Source organism: Amycolatopsis sp. NPDC000009, assembly GCF_055563465.1.
In genome coordinates this window covers 377247-396831 of the sequence record NZ_JBVHDI010000004.1, presented here as the reverse complement: position 1 = coordinate 396831, position 19585 = coordinate 377247, and the positions used below count along the sequence as shown (strand labels likewise).

Here is a 19585-nt window from a genome sequence, read left to right as displayed (position 1 = left end):
CTAGACCTTCTTGTCCAGCGTCGACTTGATCTCTTCCTCGGCGTTCGTGAACGCGGTCATCGACCGTTCGACGTTGTGCTGCATGCCCCGCAGCGCCTCGACGACGTTCGCGAACCCTTCGGACGAGCCCTGCGCGCCGGGCTCGTAGTCCTTCGCGAACTCCTTGCCCGCGTCGTCGTTGCCCCAGCATTGGCCGAGCGAGTTCATCGCGGCCAGCAGTTCCTTGCCCGCTTCGTCCAGCTGGTCCGCCGCGATCCCCAGTTTGGCCGCGGCCGTCTTCACCGCTTCCGGGTCCGCGGTGAACCCGGCGCCACCCCCACCGTTCGGCATCAGACTCCCCTGGTCAGCCAGCTCGAGGGCGGCTCTTCCTCATCGTCGTCCTGCTGACGTACCCGTTTCGGAATCGGTTTCGGTGCCGGCGGCGCGGGAGGGGCAGGCGGCGGAGGCGGCGGGGCGTCGTCCTTGATCATCAGCGGGGCGTCGAAGTCTTCGTCGGACTTCGCGGGCGCGGCCGCCTCCTCCTCTTCCGCGAGGAAGTCCGGGATCGCGGGCATCAGCCCCTGCAGTGAAGGCGCGCCTTCGATGAGGTCCGACAGGTCCGGCAGCCCTTCGGTGATCGGGGCCATCAGCTCGGCGACCTGCTGCTTGACCTGCAGCGATCCCTGGCGGACCAGCGTCAGCACGGTGTTGGCCAGCTGCGCGGGATTGGTGCGCTCGAAGGCGTTCGGCTGGATTTCGAGCTTGGCGAGCGTGCCGGTCGCGTCGATGGTGGCGCGGACGAGGCCGTCCTGCGAGACCACCGTCGCCGACGTCTGCGAAGCGGCTTCCTGCGCGTCCCGGAGCTGGGCCGTCTGCCGCTCGAACTGTTCGAGCAGCGTGTCGACCTGGTCCTTCATGGCGGCATTACGCGCTTCGAGGCGTGCGCTGTCGTCGCCGGCCGTCGTCACTTGAGCCCCCGCGAGTGCTTGATCCCGGGCATACGCCACCCGGTGTCGGTAGGCGTCACCCTAATGCCAACGCCCGCGCCATATCACCGGATCTGGCGTTTTCGCACGGCGAGCAGATGACCGGCCGCTCCCGCCAGGTAGAGGACGGTCGCGGTGACGAGCAGCCCCGGCGAGCGGCCGTCGGCCGGGATCACCGTCGCGGCCAGCGAGACCGCGACGACCTGGGTGATGTTGAAAAGCGTGTCGTAGAGCGCGAAGACCCGTCCCCTCGCTTCGTCCCCGACGTCGAGCTGCACCGAGGAATCGACGCAGAGTTTCAGCACCTGCCCGGCCCCGGTCACCAGGAACGCCGCGAGCAACGCGGTGGGGATCGCCATCGGCAACCCGAGCGCGGACTGCGCGACCGCCGCCAGCACCAGCGCTCCCACCACCACGCGGACCCTGCCGAACAGCTTGATCAGCCGGGCGGTCAGCAGTCCGGCGACGAGGATCCCGGCACCGGCGAACGCCGCCATCTGGCCAAGCCCCGTCATCCCGGCGGCGAAGTGGTTGCGCATCAGCAGCACGGTCACCAGCAGCGAGATGCCGTACGACGCGCGATGGGCGAACAGCGCGACGAACCCGGCCGTCACGCTGGGCGTCCGCCACGCCGCCTTCGCGCCGTCCGCCAGGCCTCGGGCGACGGCGAGTGCCGGGTTCGACGGCTCGTCGACCGTCGACGGCCCGAGCAGCCCGCGTGCGAATCCCGAGGCCAGGACGGCGGCGCCGATCCCGCCCAGCGCGGCGACGGCGGTGACCCACGCGGAACCGGCGTCGTCGGCGCCGGTCAGCGCCCGGAGGCCGATCGCACAGCCGCCGCCGACGACGGCGAGCACCGAACCCCAAGTGGCCGCGAAAGCGTTCGCGGCGACCACCGACTCCTCGTCGACGACGTGCGGAAGCGACGCGGACAGCCCCGAGCCGATGAACCGCGAGATGCCCTCGGACGCCAGCGCCAGGGAGAACAGCCCGATCCCGGCCGATCCTGTGCCGACGGCGACGGCCGTCGCGAGGATGGTGGCCGACCGCAGCAGACTCGCGAAGATCAGGACCTTCCGCCGGTCCCAGCGGTCGAGCAGCGCGCCCGCGAACGGGCCGACGATCGAATACGGCAGCAGCAACGCCGCGAACCCGCCCGCCATGGCCAGCGCGTCGGCGGCTCGTTCGGGGTTGAAGAGGACGGCACCGGCCAGCCCGGCCTGGTACATGCCGTTGCCCCAGTGCGCGGAGAACCGCGTGAACAGCAGGCGGCGGAAGTCACGGTCGCGAACGAACGCCCTGGTGGGCGCCGTGGCGGTGATCGTCACGGCACCAGCCTATAAAGGTGGCCGATGCGCTTTGAGGTCGCCTCTCGGCGGCTATGCGCAGTGTGGCTCCAGCCGGACGGTATTCCACAAAGGCGGTTCTTCAGTGAGCCCGGGGGACACGGAAAGCGCACCGACCGTTGTGTCCAACGGTGCTCGTGATGCTGTTGTTCCCAGAGCCGGACGATTTGTCTCCACTCGAAGTGGGATCATGGCGGACGTGCCAGCGGACGCCGAGGTCGAACCGGGAACGCTCCTGGTCGCCGCCCCCACGATGTTCGATCCCAACTTCAGGCGGACCGTCGTGTTCGTCATCGATCACCGGGACGAGGGAACGCTCGGCGTCGTGCTCAACCGGCCGAGTGACGTCCCGGTGTACGACGTGCTCCCCAACTGGGGCGGGCACGTCGCCGAACCGCAGTCGGTGTTCGTCGGCGGGCCGGTGGAGAAGAAGACCGCGTTGTGCCTGGCCGCGCTGCGGACCGGCGAGACGGCGTCGAGCGTGCCCGGCGTGATCGCCGTCCGCGGCCCGGTCGCGCTGGTCGACCTCGACACCGATCCCGAGATCCTGGTGCCGAAGGTCCGCGGTGTGCGGGTCTTCGCCGGGTATGCGGGCTGGGACTCCGGCCAGCTGGCGAACGAGATCGAACGCGAAGACTGGGTGATCGTCCCGGCGCTGCCCAGCGACGTCCTCGCTTCGCCGCACCACGACCTGTGGGGTCAGGTGCTGCGCCGGCAGGGTATTCCGCTGGCGCTGCTGGCCACCCATCCGGGAGACCTCCAGCGCAACTAGGCGGTGGCGGTGTCGGCCTTCTTGAAGACGCCGCAGGTGCCGCAGGCGCAGCCACTGCATCCGGCGGGCCGCTCCGGCTCGGGCTCCGGCACCGTCGAGGCCGCGCGGTTGCCGAGCACTCCCCCGGCCGCGACCAGCGCGATCATCCCGATCACGCCCACGAACGAAGCGAGCAGCAGCCCGAACGTCGTCGGCATGACCAGCGCGGCGATCCCCGCGAGCACGGCGATCACGCCGCCGGCCAGCGTCGGGACCCCGGCGACCTTGTTGCCGATCCGGAAGGCGTCCTCGCTGCGCATCGTGGCGGCGGTGCGCACGCCGGCGCCGCGGTCACGCGGCAGCTTCTCGCGCAGGCCGAGGAACCCACCCCAGCCGACGAGGACACCCAGCACGATCGGGACCAGCGCTATGACGAACACTCCACGAGGATAAGCGTGACGCCCCGGCAACCTGCCGGATACCCTGATCGACTGTGCTACAGGCCATGTCACGCCACGTCTTGAAACTGCGGAGTCTCACTGCCGCCCTGATCGGGGCCGTTCCCCTCACCCTGATGGCCGCACCGGCCGCCGAAGCGGGTCACCGTCCGCTTCGCCTGATCGGGGAACAGATCGTCCCGAACGCCCTGCCCTACGAGGGCACCGTCGTCGGCGGCCTGTCCAGCATCGATTTCGACCCCCGCACCGGCGAATACGCGCTGATCTGCGACGACCGGTCGGCTCTCAACCCCGCGCGGTTCTACACGGCGAAGTTCTCCCTCGACGCCAAGGGGCTCGGCCCGGTCACCTTCACGGGCACCAAGCCGCTTCTGCGTCCCGACGGCACGACATACCCGCCGCTCGCGAAGAACGACCCCGCGCAGCCGCCGAACATGCAGACCATCGACCCCGAAGAGCTGCGTGTCGACCCCTGGACCGGCCGGTACGTCTGGTCGCAGGAGGGCGAGCGGTCGGCGGCGGCGCTGATCGACCCGTCGATCCGTGAGGCGGAGCGCGACGGCTTTTACGTCCGTGACCTGCCGATTCCCGCCAACGAGAAGATGACCGAGACGACGGGGCCGCGGCAGAACCTCGCCCTCGAAGGCCTCACGTACGCGGGCTTCGGCTCGCTGGTCGCGAGCTCGGCGGAGGGCCCGTTGCTGCAGGACGGCCCGGAGGCGAACACCACGTCGGGCGCCCTTTCGCGCATCACCCTTCAGTCGCGGTTCGGTCCGGTCCTCGCGCAGTACGCGTACCCGCAGGAGAAGGTCTTCGCGTCGCCGAACCCGCCCGGCGCGTTCGCGACCACGGGTATCTCGTCGCTGCTGGCCGTCGATCAGGCCGATCCGACCCGCTACCTGGTGATGGAGCGTTCGTTCGTCACCGGCGTCGGCAACAAGGTCCGCATCTACGAGATCGACACCAAGGGCGCCACGAACGTCCTGAAAACGCCCTCGCTGGCCGACGCGAAGAAGGTCAAGCCGGTGAAGAAGCGCCTGCTGGCGGACCTCGCGGAGTTCAAGTTGTCCACTGTGGACAACATCGAGGGGATGACCTGGGGGCCGCGCCTCCCGAACGGTGAGCGCAGCCTGGTGCTGGTCAGCGACAACAACTTCTCTGCGACGCAAGTGACCCAGTTCATCGCTCTGGCGGTCCCCTCGGAACGCCTTTGACCAGCGGGTTAGACTGGACCCATGAACACGGCTCGGCTGCTCCTTAGCCTGCCGCGCTGAACTCGGCCCCACGGCCGGGACCAGCGCGGCGACCCCTCATGCCCTCCGGGCTGGGGGGTCGAGTTGTTTCTGGAGTGGCTTGACGTGGATGAGCACGGAGGATTTCGGCGATGAACCAGGCGAGCGAAGGCGCCGACGCGGCCCCTCAGCACCGCTACACCGCGGAGCTGGCGGGCCAGATCGAGCAGCGCTGGCAGGACTACTGGTCCGACCACGGCACCTACCACGCACCGAACCCGGTGGGCCCGCTCGCGGACGAGAGCGGGGAGGTCCCGTCGGACAAGCTGTTCGTCCAGGACATGTTCCCGTACCCGTCGGGCGCCGGCCTGCACGTCGGGCATCCGCTGGGCTTCATCGCGACCGACGTCTTCGCGCGGTATCACCGCATGATCGGCCGCAACGTGCTGCACACGATGGGCTTCGACGCCTTCGGCCTGCCCGCCGAGCAGTACGCGGTGCAGACAGGGCAGCACCCGCGCAAGACGACCGAAGAGAACATGGAGACCTACCTGCGCCAGATCCGGCGCCTGGGCCTGGGGCACGACGAGCGTCGCCGGATTTCGACGATCGATCCGGACTACTACAAGTGGACCCAGTGGATCTTCCTGCAGATCTACAACTCCTGGTACGACGAGAAGGCGGGCAAGGCCCGGCCGATCGTCGAGCTGGAGACCGAGTACGCGCAGGACAAGCGCCGTACCCCCGATGGCCGCAACTGGTGCGAGCTGACTCGCGCCGAACAGCTGAAGATCATCGACTCGCATCGCCTGGTCTACCTGTCCGAGGCACCGGTGAACTGGTGCCCCGGCCTGGGCACGGTGCTGTCGAACGAAGAGGTCACCTCCGAGGGCCGCAGTGAGCGCGGCAACTTCCCGGTCTTCCGCCGCAATCTGCGTCAGTGGATGATGCGGATCACCGCCTACGCCGACCGGCTGGTCGACGACCTGGACCTGCTGGACTGGCCCGAAAAGGTCAAGTCCATGCAGCGCAACTGGATCGGCCGCTCGCACGGTGCGCGCGTGTCGTTCGAGGCAGGCGAGCAGAAGATCGAGGTCTTCACCACCCGCCCCGACACCCTGTTCGGCGCCACGTATCTGGTGGTCGCGCCCGAGCACCCGCTGGTCGACGAACTGACCGCCGCCACCTGGCCGGAAGGCGTCGACGCCCGCTGGACCGGTGACGCGGCGACGCCCGCCGAAGCGATCGCCACCTACCGTGCGGCGGCGGCGCGGAAGTCCGAATTGGACCGTCAGGAGAACAAGGAGAAGACCGGCGTCTTCACCGGCTCCTACGCGGTGAATCCGGCCGACGGCAAGGAGATCCCGGTCTTCGTCGCCGACTACGTCCTGATGGGCTACGGCACCGGCGCGATCATGGCGGTCCCCGGCCAGGACACCCGCGACTGGGAGTTCGCCGAGAAGTTCGGCCTGGAGATCATCCGCACGGTTCAGCCGACGGAAGGCTTCGAGGGCAAGGCTTTCACCGGCGACGGGCCCGCGATCAACTCCGGCTTCCTGGACGGCATGGGTGTCGGCGAGGCCAAGAAGACGATGATCGGCTGGCTGGAGGAGAACGAGCACGGCCGCGGCACCGTCCAGTACAAGCTGCGCGATTGGCTGTTCTCGCGCCAGCGCTACTGGGGCGAGCCGTTCCCGGTCGTCTACGACGAGGACGGCCAGGTCCACCCGCTGCCGGACAGCATGCTGCCGGTCGAACTGCCCGACGTCGCCGACTACTCGCCGGTGACCTTCGACCCGGAGGACCGGGACAGCACACCGTCCTCGCCGCTGGCGCGCGCCACCGACTGGGTCGAGGTCGAGCTGGATCTGGGGCAGGGCAAGAAGACCTACCGCCGCGACATCAACACGATGCCGAACTGGGCGGGCTCCTGCTGGTACCAGCTGCGGTACCTGGACCCGACCAACCCGGACGTGTTCGTCGCGCCGGAGAACGAGGCGTACTGGGTCGGCCCGCGTCCCGCCGAGCACGGCGTCGACGACCCCGGCGGCACGGACCTGTACGTCGGCGGTGTCGAGCACGCGGTGCTGCACCTGCTGTACTCGCGGTTCTGGCACAAGGTGCTGTTCGACCTGGGCCACGTGTCGTCCAAGGAGCCGTACCGGAAGCTGTTCAACCAGGGTTACGTCCAGGCCTACGCGTACACGGACGCACGCGGCGTCTACGTCCAGGCCGACCAGGTCGAGGAGCGGGACGGCAAGTTCTTCTTCGGCGACGAAGAGGTCAAGCAGGAATACGGCAAGATGGGCAAGAGCCTGAAGAATGTCGTGACGCCTGACCAGATGTCCACCGACTACGGCGCCGACACCTTCCGCTTCTACGAGATGTCGATGGGCCCGCTGGACGTCTCGCGGCCGTGGGCGACCAAGGATGTCGTCGGCGCGCAACGGTTCCTGCAGCGGCTGTGGCGCCTGGTCGTCGACGAGGAGACCGGCGAACTGCGGGTGTCCACTGTGGACGCCACGGACGAGGATCGCAAGCAGCTGCACAAGACGGTCGCCGGGGTCCGCGAGGACTACGCGGAGATGCGGTTCAACACGGCCGGCGCGAAGCTGATCGAGCTGAACAACTACGTCACCAAGACCTACGGTTCCGCCGAGGCCACGCCGCGGGAACTGGTGGAGCCGCTGGTGCTGATGCTGGCGCCGCTGGCGCCGCACCTGGCCGAGGAGCTGTGGAAGCGCTTGGGCCACGCGGATTCCCTGGTGCACGGGCCGTTCCCAGTCGTCGACGAGAAGTACCTGGTCGAGGACTCCGTGGAGTACCCGATCCAGGTCAACGGCAAGGTGCGCTCGCGCGTCATCGTGCCCGCCGACGCGGGCAAGGACGCCGTGCAGGCGGCCGCGCTGGCCGACGAGAAGGTCGCCGCGCTGGTCGGCGACGGCACGCCGCGCAAGGTGATCGTCGTGCCCGGACGGTTGGTCAACATCGTGCTGTAGCGCCGTGGCCGATAGCCGCCAGCGTCGAGGGTCATGAGGCGATTCGATGGAGTTGTTCAAGGACAACGAAATCGAACGGAGAACACCCCCATGACCCTCGACGGCAAGGTGGCTTTGGTGACCGGCGGCAGCCGCGGGATCGGTGCCGCCACGGCGATCCGGCTCGCCGAAGACGGCGCGGACGTCGCACTCACCTACCAGAACAACGCCGAACTCGCGGCCGGTGTCGTGGACAAGATCAAGGCGCTCGGCCGCCGGGCGCTGGCGATCCAGGCCGAAAGCGCAGACGCCGCGGCCGTGGTTTCCGCGGTCGACACGGCGGTCGCCGAATTCGGCAGGCTCGATGTGCTGGTCAACAACGCAGGCGTCGGCTTCGTCGGCCCGCTCGATCAGACGAGCCTGGAGGACATCGACCGCGTGCTCACGGTCAACGTCCGCGGCGTCTACGTGGCCACGCAGGCCGCGGCCCGGCACCTCGGCGACGGCGGGCGCGTGATCACCATCGGCAGCTGTGTCTCGGACCGGGTACCCGGCCCCGGGATGTCGCTGTACGCGGTGAGCAAGACCGCGCTGCTGGGCATGACCAAGGGCCTGGCCAGGGAACTGGGGTCGCGCGGTATCACCGTGAACATCGTCCATCCCGGACCGACCGACACCGACATGAACCCGGCCGACGGCCCGTACGCCGCCGACCAGCGGAGCCTGACGGTGTTCGACCGCTACGGCTCCCCGTCGGAGGTCGCCGCGACCGTGTCGTTCCTGGCGCGGCCGGAAAGCAAGTACGTGACCGGCTCGACCGTCTCGGTCGACGGCGGGCACGCGGCGTAGCTACTCGGTGGACAGGCCGATCTCGCGCGCGAGATCGGCCAGCATCGCCTCGAAGAGGACGTCCGGTTTCGAGAACGGGATCGGATAGTTGCCGAAGACCTCGAGCGTGACGTGCCCGTAGAGCCGGGCCCAGAACTGGATCATCAGGTACGTCACGCCGAGGTCGAGCTTTTCCAGCGGGAACGTCGCCCCGGACTCCTTCAGCACGGCGAGCAGTTCCGCTTGGAACGACGTGAGATCGTCGCGCAGCTCGGCCGGGACCACGTCGTTCGACGGTGTCACCAGATCGTGTGTCGCGAGCACCTGCCCCGCCGCCGCGAGGAAGATCCGCCCGAACGGCTCGTCCAGCCTGCTCAACGTGTCGTCACCCGCCGGTGACGCGAAGACCAGCGTGAACTCCTTGGTGTGCGCGAGCGCCCAACGCCGGAATCCCTTGCAGATGGCGAAAAGCCGCAACGCGCCCTCGTCCGGAAGCTGCGCGATGTCCTCGGCGAGCCCGGCCGCCAGATCCGCGACGACGTCCGCGCGGAGATGCTCGACCAGATCGTCACGGGACCCGTAGTAGCGGTACAACGCCGGCGCCGTGATGCCGAGCTCGCGCGCGATCGCCCGCAGGGTCACGGCCTCCGGGCCATGCTCGACCAGAAGCGTCCGCGCTGTCCGGCGGATGTCCTGATCGGTCGCCGCCCGCTCACGGACCCTGCGGCTGGGGTTGGTCATCCGGGCATTCTAGGTGGTCAGTACGGGGATTACCCCAGAAGGCGAGCCTGAAGCCTCGTGAGCGGCCGGAGCGCGAGGAGGATCGGAACGGCCATCCCGGCGGCGATGAGCAAGTGCACGATCCATGCTCCCGCCAGTGTCGGCCCGCCCCACGTGCCTTCCGGGTCGCTTCCGGTCCAGAAGAGCCCGTAGGTCGCGATGCGCCCGACGAGGTAGAAGAGCAGCAACGCGAGCAGGAACGAGACCGCGCTCGGACCGAAGGCCGCCACGAACCGCGGCCGAGCCCCGCTCTCCTGCCCGAGCCAGCGCCGCGCCAGCCCGCGCTGGACCTTCGCGCCACCGAGATACCCCGGCAGCACGAGAAGCGCGTAGACCGCGCGTTTCCAGTCCAAAATCGTCATACCCGACACGCTAGGGTCACCTGACCTGCGGAAACATGAGGTAAACCGTCGGATCGGGTAGGGAAAACCGGAGGTCGCTGTGGTGATCCACACGACCGGGCCGCGGATATGCGCCAAACGTTCCCCGATGTCAGACGGGTATGCCACACTCGGTCGCCGAACGGCTACGACGTGAACAGGGGAGGTTCGCGTGTCGAACCCTGAGCAGCTCTTCGCTGATTTCGAGGCCAAGCTGGCCGACGCCCAGCGAAAGGCGAATCAGATGCGCACCGAGATCGAAAGCGTCTCGGTGTCCGAACGCAGCAAGGACGGCCAGATCTCGGTCAAGGTCAACCACGCGGGGAACCTCGTCGGCCTGGAGATCGGCCCGTCCGTGCGGGACAACCCCGCGCTGGCGCAGGAGATCCTCCGCGTCGTCCAGAGCGCGCAGAGCAAACTCGCGGGCGCGATGCAGACCGGCGTGCCGTCCATCGCGGGCACCGAGACCATGAACGAGCTGGTCAGCCAGCTGCACAGCGAATACCCGGAACCCGAACCGACGGGTTACGTCGAGGGCGGCCACGAGGAGGCGGACGAGGACGACCGCTTCGTCGCCGAAGACGAACTCGACGCTCCTCCGCCCCCTCAGGCTCCGAAGCCGCCCGCCCCTCCGTCCCCGCCCGCGCCGCCGCGTGCCGCGCGCAGGCAGCAGACGGACCACGAGGACGACTACTTCACCGGCGGCGACTTCCTGCGCTGAGCGGGTTCTTGAGGGAGGGAAAGCACGATGACAGGACCAGGATTCGACGTCGATCCGTCCGCGCTCGAGACGCATCGAGGGAAGCTCGACGCGCTCACGGGGCGGATCAACACGGCCTTGGACGCCGCCGAGCAGACGATGCATCCCGAGGCGTTCGGAATCATCGGCATGTCGCTCGCCATCTCGTTCTCGATGGCGCAATCCGTCGCGGAAGACGCCGTCAGGACGGCCGCGACGAGCGCTGACGACCACGCCGACCGGGTCAGGGTGTGGCAGCAGCGCAAGGAAATAACCGAGGACGAGTACAAGAAACTCTTCAAGGTATAGGGCCGCCCGATGACTGAGAACCCTGTTGCAGCGAACCCCGTCCCGAAGGCGCCGAATCGGCTGGTCGCCACGGACGGTGCGGCGAAGGAAAGCCCGCTCGAAGGCGCGGGCCTGATCCAGGACTTCGGCGACGCCCTGCTCAAAGCCTCTTCCGGGGACTGGGGTGAGGGACTGGCCAACCTGGTGATCGGTGGCGTTTCCTTCGCGTCCGACATGTCCGACCCACTCGGTGCGCTGGCCAAGGCGGGAATCGGCTGGGTGATCGAACACGTCAGTTTCCTGCGAGAACCGTTGGACTGGCTGACAGGTGACCAGGTCGCGCTGGAGAACCTGGGCGGCACCTGGGGAAACATCGGTGACGAGCTGTCGAAAGTCGCCGAAGAGCTGCGCCAGGACGTAGCCAGGGATTCGGCCACCTGGACCGGGACCGCCGCCGATGCCTACCGCGCGTTCGCGAACGACCGGGCGGATCTCTACGAATCGGTCGCCACCGGGGCGCAGGGCATCTCGGTCATGATCGCGATGTGCAAATCGATCCTCGCGGTGGTCCGCAGCGTCGTCCGGGATCTGATTTCCGAATGCGTCTGGAAGCTCATCTGGATCGTTTGCCGCTACCCGGGGCCCGCGATGCCGGCCGGACTGGCCGCCGAGGGCGTTCCCATGGCGATCAGGTGGGCGACCAAGATCATGGACAAGGTCAAGCAATTGACCAAGGCCTTCGGAAACGCTTCGGGGCTCGTCAAGAAGCTCGGCGAGATGTTCGGAGAGGCGAAGCGGCTTCTTCAGGGCGTGAACGTCAAAGACGTCGCGAAGAATTTCGGGAACGATGTCACGGGCCTGGCCAAGACTTTGGGCGACGACATCGCCAATATCGCAGCGTACGGCAAGGTCGGCGCGAAGGACATTGCCAAGGACGTCGGCGACGCGGTGAAGGAAGAGATCAACAAGGTCCCCGGCGCCATCGCCAAAGAGGCGATAAAAGAGGCGAAAAAGAAAACCGGTGAGATCGTCGACAAAACGAACCCGAGAAACGAAAACAAGACGGACGGCAACGCGCAGGCCCAGCCTGTCAAGGCCGAGTCGACCGTGCAGCCGGTCTTCGATCAACCAGGTGGACAACGGATATCGGGATCGATCTAGCACTCGATCTCAGAGCTCGGTCGTCCGGAGGAAGTCATGAAGTCCGTCGTGAAACCCGTTGTCACCTGTGTCGCGGCGTGGACCCTGCTGGCGTTGTTCGTCATCGGTGTGCTCACGTTTCTCCGGATCGCCGGTGTTCCGATCACCGTTTCCGGCTCCGAACTCAGGGAGGCCGACGGGACCGCGACTGTCAGGGAGTGTGCCGAGTTCGGCCCACTTTCGGCTCGAGGAGCGGGCTATTACTGGAAATGTGTCGCCGAGGTGCGGACAGGTCCGGATCGAACACCGGTCGAGGTCGAGTTCGGCCCCGACGAGCTGACACCGGCCGACCTCGGACAGCAGGTGTTCGTGGACTACGCCGCCAAAGACTGGCAGCGGAATGTCCCGCACCCCTACGAATTCCTCGCGGTGATCGGTCTGGTCGCCGTCGGAGGCCTGGGGTTCATCGGTTACGCAGTCGGCCCCGAGGCCGTCCTGAAGTGGCTGGTGCCGACCCTGCGGCGCGATACCGGAAGAACACGAGCACCGGCTGAACCGGAATCACTGGATCTGCCGGTCGAGCTGAAACTGCCAGTACCCGATGGAGGAGATCGGACCGGGTCCGTCGCGGCGTTCATCTTCTTCGCCGCGACAGGGGCCGGGTTTCTGGTAGTGGCGGGAACCATGATCGTGGCGACGGTGCGGCTGAGGCCCGACGATATGGCGACGTATCTGGTCGCGCTTCCTTTCTTGCTACCAGGTGTCGGCTTGCTCGCGGTGATTCCCTCGGCACGGCGGAGGCTTCGGGTCACGTCGGGAGCATCGCTGGTTCCCGCGCAGTTGACCTCGAGAGGGTTCGTGCAGACTGCGCGCGATGGTTCGCCACGCCGAATCCACTGGTCGAGGATCAAGCGTTTCGTTTTCGTGGAACGGGCAGGAGACCTGGTCGAGGTCCACCTCACGATCGTGGGTGAAAAGAGGGATGAAGACCTGGCAGCAGCCTTCTGCACGCCTTCCGATCACGGATATCTCCTCACACCTTTTCTGCGGCTTCAAGAAGCCGAGCGTCTGTCAGCCGTGGTCGAGAACTTCAAGCCGGGTTTGACGCGCTGGCCAACGAGAGAGGTGAGCCGAGGCGGACTCGGCTTGCTCAGGCCGCCCAAGAGCACAGTCGTCAGGTTGAAGAACGCCTCATCGGGGATTTCGGCGGAGCGGCGGATCTCAGCCAGCCGTCCCTCGCTCACCCGGATGACGGTGATGCTGCTGGGCGCTTCTCTGCTGATCTGGTCGATGACGGTCGCCGCGTCCGGACGGGTGGCAATGGATCTGTTCGTCATCACCGCCGTGGTGCTCGTCTATCTCGCTGCTTCCCTGTACCGAGGTGACCGCGGGACTTTCATCCTTCGGAAAGACTCCCTGAGCTGGCAGCAAAGGGATCTACCCGAAGTGAAAGTCCTCTACGCGAACATCGACAACATCGTGGTGAAGCCTGTTCCTCGGGGCAACGGCCGCTGGTACTACAGCGTTCACGTCGTGCCGAGTGAGGATGACGAATATGTCCTGGCCGAGCGAGTGGGCGCAGCCGCCGCGAACCGTCTCGTGGGCCTTGTCCAGCCGCGACCGGTAGCGGCCGAGTCGATGGAAAACCGTTCGTGAACCTGGCCCTGGGGCAGGCGGTGCGAAGCCGGGGCGGCAAACGGCCACGACGTGAACAGAGGAGGTTCGCGCGCCTCTTCGTCGTCCGGAGCAAACTCGCCGGCGCGACGCAGACCGGCGGTCACCAGGAGGCGGATGAGGACGACCGTTTCGTCGCCGAAGACGAATTCGATGTGCCTCAACCCGAAACCGCCCGGCCAACCGCGTGCCGCGCGCAGGCAGCAGACGGACCACGAGGACGACTACTTCACCGGCCGCGACTTCCTGCGCTGAGCGGGTTCTTAGAGCATGGATGTTCAAGCGGAAAGCGGCTAGCCCAGCGAATCCGCCCAGCTGCTCGCGGCCAGCAGGGATAACAGCTCTTCGGCCATTTTCCTGGCTGGACCGCTGTCCGACCGGTCGTCGGCGATGGTCCGCAACACATCCGCCTCGGCCCGGATCCTGCGCTCGATCGCCTCGACCAAGTCCACCGGCTGGTCGTCTTCGTCCTGGTAGTTCGCATATCCGGGTTCAGGCGCGAAACAACCCCACCAGTCCAGCAACACCGTCAAAACCTCGGCGCGCGGCTTTCCCGGCCGATCGCGGGCGACTCGCAGCAGGATTGTCACTGCGGGGACAGCGGCCGGATAGAGCGTTCCCGCGTGATCGTTGCTCACCGCGCCGGCTAGGCGGCCGACCGCCAAGGCGGCAGAACTGTCCTTCGACGCGGGTGTTTCCAACGTTGCGGCCGCGCCGGCCGCTTCCTCCGGCCTGTACCACTCCGGGCTGGGAAGTGCAGACCAGTTCCCCGGGTTCATCGCCTCACTGTATTCAGGGTCTGCGGTTTCGGCGCCGCCGAAACCGGGGCGCCGCCGGCGCCGATCACTCGGGGGGCTACGTGATCGACGCCGGCGACCCGATGCCCTTCTCCCGGCACCGGCCGGGATCGGGGCAACGTCACCGCTTGGAAGCGGCAACGCATCTCAAGAGCGGGCGTGATCGCCGAAGTGACGCCCGGGGGAAGGTTATCCCCCGAAAGAGTGACGGCGTTCCGCTGCTCGCCTGATTGTCGCACTACCCGCCGAGAAAGTTACAAAGTTCTTCACATCTTCGCCCGGAGAAGGGGCATGACCGGACAACTGCTGGTCATGGCATCGTTTCCTCCATGACATCTCAGGTGCTGGTCATCGGGTCCGCCAATGCCGATCTCGTCGTCCCGGTCGACCGGCGGCCGGGTGGTGGCGAAACCGTACTGGGTGGCGACACGGTCTTGTCGCCGGGTGGCAAAGGCGCCAACACGGCGGTCGCCGCGGCCAGGCTCGGCGCCGACGTCGCGTTGCTGGGGGCGGTCGGCGACGACCCGTACGGCGAGCTGCTCAAGCGGTCGCTGGCCGAGTCCGGGGTGAACACGGACTCGCTGCGCACGAGCGAGCGTCCGACGGGGATCGCGTACATCACGGTCACACCCGACGGCGAGAACTCGATCCTCGTCTCGCCCGGCGCGAATTCCGGCCTGCGGCCCGAGGACGTCGACCTCGACGGCGCCGAGGTCGTGGTGTTGTCGCTGGAAATCCCGCTCGAAACCGTCGAGCACGCCGTCGCGAAGGCCGTCGAAAGCGGCGTGAAGACCCTGCTGAACCTGTCGCCGGCGGCCGAGCTTTCCGCGAAGACGCTCCAGGGGCTCGACGTGCTGCTGGTCAACGAGCACGAGGCGGCCTTCCTGCTTGGTGGCGAGGCGGACTTCCCCAAGCTGCTCGACCTCGGTCCGAAGGCCGCTGTCGTGACGCTCGGCGCGAAGGGGGCGGCGGTGGTGACCGCGGACGGCGTGACGGAGGTGCCGTCGCCGAAGGTCGAGGCCGTCGACACCACGGGCGCCGGTGACGCTTTCGCCGGGGCGCTCGCCACCTCGCTCGCGAAGGGCGACGAGCTGGCCGACGCGGCGCGCAAGGCCGTGAAGGTGGCGGCGATCACCGTGACCCGCCAGGGCGCGCAGCCTTCGTATCCGACGGCGTCCGAACTGGAATGATGTCCTCTTCTGTGTTCTGCTGGTGGCTATGAGTCAGGTCACGCCGCCGATGAGATATGGTCTAGACCATGCCGTCTGAGTCACTGTCCGGGGTCGCCGTCAGTCCCGGCCGCGCGAGCGGTCCTGTCGTCCGGGTCGCCGAGCCGCTCGGCGAACCCGCGAGCACACCGGCACCGGCCGATCCCGCCGCCGAGGCCGCCCGGATCGCCCCGGCCGCGCAGATCGTGGCCGGCAGGCTCGAGAAGCTCGCCGAGACGGCTACCGGTGAGGCCGCGACGATCCTCATCACCACCGCGGCGATGGCGGCCGACCCGGCGCTCGTCTCTTCGGCGGAGCAGCTCGTCAAAGACCAGAACCTGCCCGCGCCGCGTGCGGTGCACCAGGCGGCGGGCAAGTTCGCCGACGCGCTCGCGGCCGCGGGCGGCTACATGGCCGAGCGGGCCCGCGACGTCCTCGACGTGCGCGACCGGCTCATCGCCGAACTGCTCGGCATCGCGCCTCCCGGCGTTCCCGCCCTCGACTCGCCGAGCGTGCTCGTCGCCCGCGACCTCGCGCCGGCCGACACCGCCGGCCTCGACCCGGACAAGGTGCTCGCGCTCGTCACCGAAGAGGGTGGCCCCACCAGTCACACCGCGATCCTCGCCCGCGCGCTCGGCATTCCCGCCGTCGTCGCGGTCCGCGGCGTCCTCGCGCTCGACGCGCAAGCGCTTGCGGTGGACGGTGACACCGGGGTCGTCGAGGTCGCGGACCCGAACGCCGAAGTCGTCACGGCCGCCAAGACCGGCGCGATCGAGTGGGACGGCACCGGCGCGACCGCCGACGGGCACCGCGTGAAGGTGCTCGGCAACGTCGGTTCCGCGACCGACGCCCAGGCCGCTGCCGAAGCGGGCGCGGAAGGCGTCGGCCTCTTCCGCACCGAGTTCTGCTATCTCGACGCGTCCGCCGAGCCGAGTGTCGAAGAACAGCGCAAGGCCTACACCGCCGTGCTCACGCCGTTCCGTGGCAAGCCGGTCATCGTCCGCACTCTCGACGCGGGCGCCGACAAGCCTCTCGCGTTCCTGGAGCCCGAGGACGAGCCGAACCCGGCGCTCGGCGTACGCGGGCTTCGCGTCGCTTTCGACCGGCCCGAGATTCTCGGCCGCCAGCTCGAGGCCATCGCGGGTGCCGCGAAGGACTCCGGAGCCGAGGTTTCGGTGATGGCCCCGATGGTCGCCACCGCCGCCGAGGCCGCCTGGTTCGCCGAGCGCGCCCGCGCCGCCGGAATCGCCCGCGTCGGCGTGATGATCGAGATCCCGGCCGCCGCGCTGACCGCCCGCGAGATCCTCGACGCGGTCGACTTCGTCTCCGTCGGCACCAACGACCTCGCGCAGTACACCTTCGCCGCGGATCGCCAGCTCGGCGCGGTCGCCAAGCTCAACGACCCGTGGCAGCCCGGGCTGCTGCGCCTGCTGAAGGTCATCGGTCAGGCCGCCAAGGACACCGGCAAGCCCGCCGGTGTCTGCGGTGAGGCCGCCGCCGACCCGAGGCTCGCGCTGGTGCTGGCCGGGCTCGGCCTCACGAGCCTGTCGATGAACGCGCCCGCCGTGCGCGCGGTCGGCGCGAGCCTGGCGGCCACGACGCTGGCCGAATGCGAGTCGCTGGCCGACGCCGTTTTGGCCACCGCGGACCCGGTCGCCGCGAGGCAGGCCGCGGCAGAGTCTTCTGTCGCGCGCTGACGAAACCCGCCGAAGGGGCGCCCTTTGGGAGACGCCAGGCGATAGCAAAGGTCCCCCGCTCCCCGAAAAGGATCGGGGGGCATGTCGAAATCCGGTCCACCGCTTCGACGCCTAGGTGAAGACACCGAAGCGACGAAAGGACCGGACCATGACGACCACCATGACCCTCCATCCATGCCCCCGCCGCCGCCCTCGACGGAGACGCTCCGCGTCCAGGCCTGTTCACGGTGCTGGACGCCGGGAATGGGTCGGGCTGGCCGTGCTGGCCCTCCCCACCTTCCTGGTCTCCCTCGACGTCTTCGTGCTGATCCTCGCGCTGCCGAAGCTCAGCCAGAGCCTCGGCGCCGACAGCACTCAGCAGCTGTGGATCATGGATGTCTACGGCTTCATGATCGCCGGGTTCATGGTCACCATGGGCACCCTCGGCGACCGCATCGGCCGCCGGAAACTGCTGCTCATCGGCGCCACGGCGTTCGGAGCGGCCTCCGTGCTCGCCGCGTTCTCGACGAGCGCGCTGATGCTCATCGCCGCCCGCGCGCTCCTCGGGATCGCCGGTGCGACGCTCGCCCCGTCGACGCTCGCCCTGATCAGCAACCTGTTCACCGACAGCCGTCAGCGTTCGCTCGCGATCGGAATCTGGGCAGGCTGCTTCACCGTCGGCGCGATCGTCGGGCCGATGGTCGGGGGCGTGATGCTGGAGCACTTCTGGTGGGGTTCGGTGTTCCTGCTCGGTGTCCCCGCGATGGTCCTGCTGCTCGTGGTCGGCCCGAAGCTGCTGCCCGAGTACCGCAACGAGAACGCCGGCCGGGTCGACCTGCCGAGTGTCGCGCTTTCGCTGGTCACGATCCTTCCCGCGGTCTACGGCATCAAGGAACTCGCCCGCGAGGGTGTGCACGTGGTCCCGGTGGCCTCGCTCCTGATCGGTCTCGGCTTCGGTGTGGTGTTCGTGCGGCGCCAGCGAATCCTCCAGGACCCGCTGATCGACCTGACGCTGTTCCGCGCCCGCGCGTTCACGACGGCGATCGGCGGGATGTGCGCGTTCACCATGCTGGGTGGCACGACCATGCTCTTCGTCGCGCAGTTCTTCCAGATCGTGCTGGAGCTTTCGCCGGTCGGCGCCGCGCTGGCGCTGCTGCCCGGGATGCTGGCTTCGACCGTCAGCTTCCTCGGCGCGCCGATCCTGGCCCGCCGCGTCCGCCCCGCCACGCTGATCGCCACCGGGCTGGCGGGTGCTGTCTGCGGATTCCTGCTGCTGACGCAGGTCGAGGCCGGCGCGGGTCCCGTGATCCCGTCGATCGCCTTCGCCATCACCTGCCTGTGCGGTGGTCCGCTGGTCACCCTGGGGACGGATCTGGTCGTCGGCTCCGTGCCGCCGGAGAAGGCCGGTTCGGCGGCCTCGCTTTCGCAGACCGGCAACGAGTTCGGCTACGCGCTGGGCATCGCGACGGTCGGGACGCTGGGCAACGCGGTCACCCGGTCACGGCTCGCCGACGCGGTCCCCGCGCCCGACGCGTTCGCCAGCGGGATGCACGCGGTGTCCGGGCTGGCCGCGCTGGTGCTGGCCGTGGTCGCGTATTTCGTGCTCCGGCACCTGCGCCACATCTAGCCGAAGAAACCCCGCCGCGGGTACTTGATGATCAGCGACCCCCCGTGCACGCGCCCGGTGATGACGAACCGGGGTGTGCCGGGGCGGCCGTTCGACCGCGTCCGGTCGTCGAGGTTGCCGAACTTGATGTCGGTGATCGAGTTGGTGTCGACGGCACCGTTCTCGGGGATGGTGATCTCTACCGGACCCCATTTGGCCTGCAGCTCGATATGCACCACCGGGTACCGGATCTCGGCCTGGGAGAAGTCCAGTTTCGTGGCGCCGTACTTGTTCCGGATCACCATCGACTCGGGAACCAGCCAGTTCCCGTTGCGCTGCAACGCCGAGTACTTGCCGTTGAGCTCCATGACCTGCCCGGACGGCTGCGCGTAGGCGTGCTGCTGAGGCGGAGCCCACGGGTTCTGCTGCCGCCGCGGCACCATCCCCGCCTCGGGGTGCACCAGGCCCGGCAGATCCGTGAGCACCGCGTTCAGCTCACCGCGGGTCTTCGAGGCGAGGGCGCGATCGGTCCGCTCGGTGAACTCGTCGAGGTTCAGCATCCCGAGACCGATCGCCTTCTGCAGCACCTCGACGACGTGTTCGCGCTCCGCGTCGGAGACCCGGATGTCCCGTCCGGTCAACGGCTTGGTCTCGGTCGTCGGCTGCTCTTCCTCGCCCATGCCAGGAATGGTAGAACCGATTCTCACGCGCGAGATCGGGGAAATACCCTGAACAGACC

20 protein-coding genes are annotated in these 19585 nt (G+C 68.1%); 12 read left to right on the top strand and 8 right to left on the bottom strand.

Annotated elements, in window-relative coordinates; genetic code table 11:
• The 3 genes from ACZ3HL_RS15410 to ACZ3HL_RS15400 form a co-directional block, all read right to left on the bottom strand.
• A complete protein-coding gene (locus ACZ3HL_RS15410; RefSeq protein WP_340685748.1) occupies window positions 1-330 on the bottom strand; it encodes a WXG100 family type VII secretion target in 330 nt (109 codons plus the stop codon).
• The gene (locus tag ACZ3HL_RS15405) at window positions 330-947 is read right to left on the bottom strand and encodes a YbaB/EbfC family nucleoid-associated protein (protein ID WP_465414245.1); all 618 of its coding nucleotides are present in this window, start codon (window positions 945-947) and stop codon (window positions 330-332) included. The genes ACZ3HL_RS15410 and ACZ3HL_RS15405 overlap by 1 nt, the downstream gene beginning before the upstream one ends.
• Before the next feature lie 83 nt (window positions 948-1030).
• Complete coding sequence (locus ACZ3HL_RS15400; RefSeq protein WP_465531499.1) at window positions 1031-2293, bottom strand: MFS transporter; 1263 nt, start codon at window positions 2291-2293, stop codon at window positions 1031-1033.
• Window positions 2294-2501: 208 nt separating this feature from the next.
• Here ACZ3HL_RS15400 and ACZ3HL_RS15395 point away from each other — a divergent pair, with 208 nt between their 5' ends.
• On the top strand, window positions 2502-3083 hold the full coding sequence (locus ACZ3HL_RS15395) for a YqgE/AlgH family protein (RefSeq protein ID WP_034323973.1): 582 nt from the start codon (window positions 2502-2504) through the stop codon (window positions 3081-3083).
• Here ACZ3HL_RS15395 and ACZ3HL_RS15390 read toward each other — a convergent pair.
• The gene (locus ACZ3HL_RS15390; RefSeq protein ID WP_465531497.1) at window positions 3080-3502 is read right to left on the bottom strand and encodes an SdpI family protein; all 423 of its coding nucleotides are present in this window, start codon (window positions 3500-3502) and stop codon (window positions 3080-3082) included. The two genes, ACZ3HL_RS15395 and ACZ3HL_RS15390, sit on opposite strands and share 4 nt — an antisense overlap.
• A 134-nt stretch (window positions 3503-3636) precedes the next feature.
• Here ACZ3HL_RS15390 and ACZ3HL_RS15385 point away from each other — a divergent pair, with 134 nt between their 5' ends.
• From ACZ3HL_RS15385 to ACZ3HL_RS15375, 3 genes are all read left to right on the top strand, one after another.
• A complete protein-coding gene (locus ACZ3HL_RS15385; RefSeq protein ID WP_465531641.1) occupies window positions 3637-4734 on the top strand; it encodes an esterase-like activity of phytase family protein in 1098 nt (365 codons plus the stop codon).
• Between the two features lie 170 nt (window positions 4735-4904).
• Complete coding sequence (gene leuS / locus ACZ3HL_RS15380; RefSeq protein ID WP_465531495.1) at window positions 4905-7751, top strand: leucine--tRNA ligase; 2847 nt, start codon at window positions 4905-4907, stop codon at window positions 7749-7751.
• 90 nt (window positions 7752-7841) lie between these two features.
• A complete protein-coding gene (locus tag ACZ3HL_RS15375) occupies window positions 7842-8579 on the top strand; it encodes a 3-oxoacyl-ACP reductase family protein (RefSeq protein WP_465531493.1) in 738 nt (245 codons plus the stop codon).
• Here ACZ3HL_RS15375 and ACZ3HL_RS15370 read toward each other — a convergent pair whose 3' ends face one another.
• Together ACZ3HL_RS15370 and ACZ3HL_RS15365 are read right to left on the bottom strand one after the other, a co-directional pair.
• Window positions 8580-9299 carry a TetR/AcrR family transcriptional regulator gene (locus ACZ3HL_RS15370; RefSeq protein WP_465414233.1) on the bottom strand — a complete coding sequence of 240 codons (720 nt, stop codon included), beginning with the start codon at window positions 9297-9299 and terminating at the stop codon, window positions 8580-8582.
• A 29-nt stretch (window positions 9300-9328) separates the two neighbouring features.
• A complete protein-coding gene (locus ACZ3HL_RS15365) occupies window positions 9329-9700 on the bottom strand; it encodes a hypothetical protein (RefSeq protein ID WP_465531492.1) in 372 nt (123 codons plus the stop codon).
• Window positions 9701-9890: 190 nt separating this feature from the next.
• Between ACZ3HL_RS15365 and ACZ3HL_RS15360 the strand changes: the two genes are divergently transcribed.
• The 5 genes from ACZ3HL_RS15360 to ACZ3HL_RS15340 all read left to right on the top strand — a co-directional run bounded on the left by ACZ3HL_RS15360 (window position 9891) and on the right by ACZ3HL_RS15340 (window position 13814).
• Window positions 9891-10439: a YbaB/EbfC family nucleoid-associated protein gene (locus ACZ3HL_RS15360; RefSeq protein WP_465531490.1), complete on the top strand. Its 549-nt coding sequence runs from the start codon at window positions 9891-9893 to the stop codon at window positions 10437-10439.
• Window positions 10440-10466: 27 nt separating this feature from the next.
• Window positions 10467-10766, top strand: coding sequence for a type VII secretion target (locus tag ACZ3HL_RS15355; protein ID WP_465531488.1), 300 nt, complete (start codon window positions 10467-10469; stop codon window positions 10764-10766).
• A gap of 9 nt (window positions 10767-10775) precedes the next feature.
• Window positions 10776-11906 carry a WXG100 family type VII secretion target gene (locus ACZ3HL_RS15350; RefSeq protein ID WP_465531486.1) on the top strand — a complete coding sequence of 377 codons (1131 nt, stop codon included), beginning with the start codon at window positions 10776-10778 and terminating at the stop codon, window positions 11904-11906.
• Window positions 11907-11942: 36 nt separating this feature from the next.
• On the top strand, window positions 11943-13541 hold the full coding sequence (locus ACZ3HL_RS15345; RefSeq protein WP_465531484.1) for a DUF6346 domain-containing protein: 1599 nt from the start codon (window positions 11943-11945) through the stop codon (window positions 13539-13541).
• Between the two features lie 135 nt (window positions 13542-13676).
• Window positions 13677-13814, top strand: coding sequence for a hypothetical protein (locus ACZ3HL_RS15340; protein WP_465531482.1), 138 nt, complete (start codon window positions 13677-13679; stop codon window positions 13812-13814).
• Window positions 13815-13852: 38 nt separating this feature from the next.
• On the opposite strand, the gene ACZ3HL_RS15335 is transcribed toward ACZ3HL_RS15340, so the two are convergent.
• Window positions 13853-14338: a hypothetical protein gene (locus tag ACZ3HL_RS15335; protein ID WP_465531480.1), complete on the bottom strand. Its 486-nt coding sequence runs from the start codon at window positions 14336-14338 to the stop codon at window positions 13853-13855.
• A 347-nt stretch (window positions 14339-14685) separates the two neighbouring features.
• Here ACZ3HL_RS15335 and ACZ3HL_RS15330 point away from each other — a divergent pair, with 347 nt between their 5' ends.
• From ACZ3HL_RS15330 to ACZ3HL_RS15320, 3 genes are all read left to right on the top strand, one after another.
• Window positions 14686-15546, top strand: coding sequence for a ribokinase (locus ACZ3HL_RS15330; RefSeq protein ID WP_465531478.1), 861 nt, complete (start codon window positions 14686-14688; stop codon window positions 15544-15546).
• Window positions 15547-15614: 68 nt separating this feature from the next.
• Window positions 15615-17261: a phosphoenolpyruvate--protein phosphotransferase gene (gene ptsP, locus ACZ3HL_RS15325; protein WP_465531476.1), complete on the top strand. Its 1647-nt coding sequence runs from the start codon at window positions 15615-15617 to the stop codon at window positions 17259-17261.
• A gap of 160 nt (window positions 17262-17421) precedes the next feature.
• Complete coding sequence (locus tag ACZ3HL_RS15320) at window positions 17422-18867, top strand: MFS transporter (protein WP_465531639.1); 1446 nt, start codon at window positions 17422-17424, stop codon at window positions 18865-18867.
• Here ACZ3HL_RS15320 and ACZ3HL_RS15315 read toward each other — a convergent pair.
• Complete coding sequence (locus ACZ3HL_RS15315; RefSeq protein WP_465414219.1) at window positions 18864-19526, bottom strand: DUF1707 SHOCT-like domain-containing protein; 663 nt, start codon at window positions 19524-19526, stop codon at window positions 18864-18866. The genes ACZ3HL_RS15320 and ACZ3HL_RS15315 overlap by 4 nt on opposite strands.
• Window positions 19527-19585: the final 59 nt, after the last annotated feature.

Coding starts and splice junctions, on each gene's coding strand:
- ACZ3HL_RS15395 (WP_034323973.1), top strand. CDS start 2,502: ATGGCGGACGTGCCAGCGGACGCCGAGGTCGAACCGGGAACGCTCCTG.
- ACZ3HL_RS15350 (WP_465531486.1), top strand. CDS start 10,776: ATGACTGAGAACCCTGTTGCAGCGAACCCCGTCCCGAAGGCGCCGAAT.
- ACZ3HL_RS15320 (WP_465531639.1), top strand. CDS start 17,422: ATGACCCTCCATCCATGCCCCCGCCGCCGCCCTCGACGGAGACGCTCC.
- ptsP (WP_465531476.1), top strand. CDS start 15,615: ATGCCGTCTGAGTCACTGTCCGGGGTCGCCGTCAGTCCCGGCCGCGCG.
- ACZ3HL_RS15335 (WP_465531480.1), bottom strand. CDS start 14,338: ATGAACCCGGGGAACTGGTCTGCACTTCCCAGCCCGGAGTGGTACAGG.
- ACZ3HL_RS15375 (WP_465531493.1), top strand. CDS start 7,842: ATGACCCTCGACGGCAAGGTGGCTTTGGTGACCGGCGGCAGCCGCGGG.
- ACZ3HL_RS15315 (WP_465414219.1), bottom strand. CDS start 19,526: ATGGGCGAGGAAGAGCAGCCGACGACCGAGACCAAGCCGTTGACCGGA.
- ACZ3HL_RS15340 (WP_465531482.1), top strand. CDS start 13,677: ATGAGGACGACCGTTTCGTCGCCGAAGACGAATTCGATGTGCCTCAAC.
- ACZ3HL_RS15345 (WP_465531484.1), top strand. CDS start 11,943: ATGAAGTCCGTCGTGAAACCCGTTGTCACCTGTGTCGCGGCGTGGACC.
- ACZ3HL_RS15355 (WP_465531488.1), top strand. CDS start 10,467: ATGACAGGACCAGGATTCGACGTCGATCCGTCCGCGCTCGAGACGCAT.
- ACZ3HL_RS15330 (WP_465531478.1), top strand. CDS start 14,686: ATGACATCTCAGGTGCTGGTCATCGGGTCCGCCAATGCCGATCTCGTC.
- ACZ3HL_RS15410 (WP_340685748.1), bottom strand. CDS start 330: ATGCCGAACGGTGGGGGTGGCGCCGGGTTCACCGCGGACCCGGAAGCG.
- leuS (WP_465531495.1), top strand. CDS start 4,905: ATGAACCAGGCGAGCGAAGGCGCCGACGCGGCCCCTCAGCACCGCTAC.
- ACZ3HL_RS15365 (WP_465531492.1), bottom strand. CDS start 9,700: ATGACGATTTTGGACTGGAAACGCGCGGTCTACGCGCTTCTCGTGCTG.
- ACZ3HL_RS15385 (WP_465531641.1), top strand. CDS start 3,637: ATGGCCGCACCGGCCGCCGAAGCGGGTCACCGTCCGCTTCGCCTGATC.
- ACZ3HL_RS15370 (WP_465414233.1), bottom strand. CDS start 9,299: ATGACCAACCCCAGCCGCAGGGTCCGTGAGCGGGCGGCGACCGATCAG.